Annotated in this window: 3 protein-coding genes; all 3 read left to right on the forward strand. The window is 64.7% G+C overall.

The window, feature by feature from the left end; all coding sequences use genetic code 11:
* A partial coding sequence (locus tag MOV74_RS37155) for an NAD(P)(+) transhydrogenase (Re/Si-specific) subunit beta (RefSeq protein WP_246932379.1) occupies positions 1-131 on the forward strand: 131 nt, incomplete at its 5' end.
* A 212-nt stretch (positions 132-343) separates the two neighbouring features.
* Complete coding sequence (locus tag MOV74_RS37160) at positions 344-1,141, forward strand: alpha/beta hydrolase (RefSeq protein WP_246932375.1); 798 nt, start codon at positions 344-346, stop codon at positions 1,139-1,141.
* A gap of 97 nt (positions 1,142-1,238) precedes the next feature.
* Positions 1,239-1,870 (forward strand): sodium:proton antiporter (locus MOV74_RS37165; RefSeq protein WP_404979229.1); only part of this gene is annotated, 632 nt, incomplete at its 3' end.

The raw sequence follows: 1,870 nt of genomic DNA on the forward strand, positions 1-1,870 counted from the left end.
TGATGTTCATCAAGCGCTCTCTGGCGTCCGGTTATGCCGGCATCGATAACCCGCTGTTCTATCGCGACAACACCATGATGCTGCTCGGCGACGCCAAGAAGGTCACCGAGAACATCGTCAAGGCGATGTAGCGCGCGAAGGAAAACGGACCGCAGCCATCAATAGGGAATGGCACCGGTCCATCGCATGCCACTGAAGGCGACGCGCGAGCAGCGCGTTGCATGGCACGCCGCCCACAAGGCGGCGTGCGGCTGCCGCGACGTTCCGGCGAGCCTCCGGCCCGAGGTCATGAAATTGCTTTGGAGCCGTCGCAAGCCCTGAGCCGAAAGGCTTGCTGCGTATCATGACCATCTTCAAGTGGATCGCCATCCTGCTGGTGACCGTCTATTGCGCCGGTCTCGTCGTGCTCTATGTCCGTCAGCGCGGGATGCTGTTTCCGATTCCGACCGTCGCTCGCACCGCCCCCGATGCCGCAGGCCTGCCCGAGGCGGAAGAGCACATCCTGACCACGTCGGACGACGAAAAGGTCATCGTCTGGCACGTGCCGGCAAAGCCTGGCCGTCCCGTGATCCTGTACTTTCCGGGCAATGGTGATTTTCTCGCCGGCCGCGTCAGCAGCTTCAAGGCGATGACGGCCGATGGCACCGGCCTCGTCGCGCTGTCCTATCGCGGCTATGCCGGCTCGAGCGGTACGCCGAGCGAACAGGGCCTGCTGCGCGATGCCGCAGCCGCCTACGCCTTCACCACCGCGCGCTATGCGGCGGAACGAATCGCCGCCTGGGGCTTTTCGCTCGGGACAGGCGTGGTAGTTGCGATCGCCTCGGAGCATCGCGTCGGAAAACTCATCCTGGAAGCCCCCTATACATCGACGGCCGACATCGCGGCGTCATCGTTCTGGTTCGTTCCGGTCCGGCTTCTGATGCGCGATCCGTTTCATTCGGACGAGCGCATCGCGCGCGTCACTGCGCCGCTCCTCGTGATGCATGGCACCGATGATCTTGCCATTCCGATCGCGTTCGGAGAGCGTCTGTACGCACTCGCCCATGAGCCAAAGCGGTTCGTTCGCATGGCGGGCGGCGGACACGACAATCTCGATCAATATGGCGCAATCGAAACGGCGAGAGATTTTATTGGCGGCTGACGGTTTGTTGGCACGTGGCGGTACCGCGCTCGCCGTCTTCTGCTTGACGCTTCTGCCGCAGCGCGCGTTTGCGGGGACCGGGCTCGACGGAGCGGCAATGCGCTGGCCCTATGCGCTGCCCTTTGCCGGCCTGTTGCTGTCGATCGCGCTGGGGCCGCTGCTGGTTCCAAAGATCTGGCATCATCACTACGGCAAGATCACCGCGGCCTGGGCGCTGCTGGCACTCGCCGCGCTCGTCGTCTTTGCCGGGAGCATGGCCACGCTGGCGGCGCTCGTCCACGCCGTGTTCGCCGAATATCTCGGCTTCATCGTGCTGCTGTTCGCGCTCTATGTCGTGGCCGGCGGAATCCTCATCACCGGCGACATCAGGGCGACGCCGGCGACCAATTTGGGCATCCTCGCCCTCGGCACATTGGGGGCGAGCATCGTCGGGACCACGGGCGCCGCGATGATCCTGATCCGTCCCTTGATCCGCACCAACCGGCCGCGGCGCCACAACGCCCATGTCGTCATCTTCTTCATCATCCTGGTCGCCAATGTCGGCGGCGCGCTGAGCCCGCTCGGCGATCCCCCGCTGTTCGTTGGCTTCCTGCACGGCGTCGACTTCTTCTGGACCACGCGGACGATCTGGTTGCAGACCGCGATCGTGGCCGGACTGCTGCTCACCATCTTCGTCGCCATTGACGTCTGGCGCTTCCGCAGCGAGCCGCCGCCTGGCGACGCCGGCCC

The sequence above is a fragment of the Bradyrhizobium sp. SHOUNA76 genome (assembly GCF_023006445.1).
In the GTDB taxonomy this organism is placed as follows: Bacteria; Pseudomonadota; Alphaproteobacteria; order Rhizobiales; family Xanthobacteraceae; genus Bradyrhizobium.

Coding starts and splice junctions, on each gene's coding strand:
- MOV74_RS37160 (WP_246932375.1), top strand. CDS start 344: ATGACCATCTTCAAGTGGATCGCCATCCTGCTGGTGACCGTCTATTGC.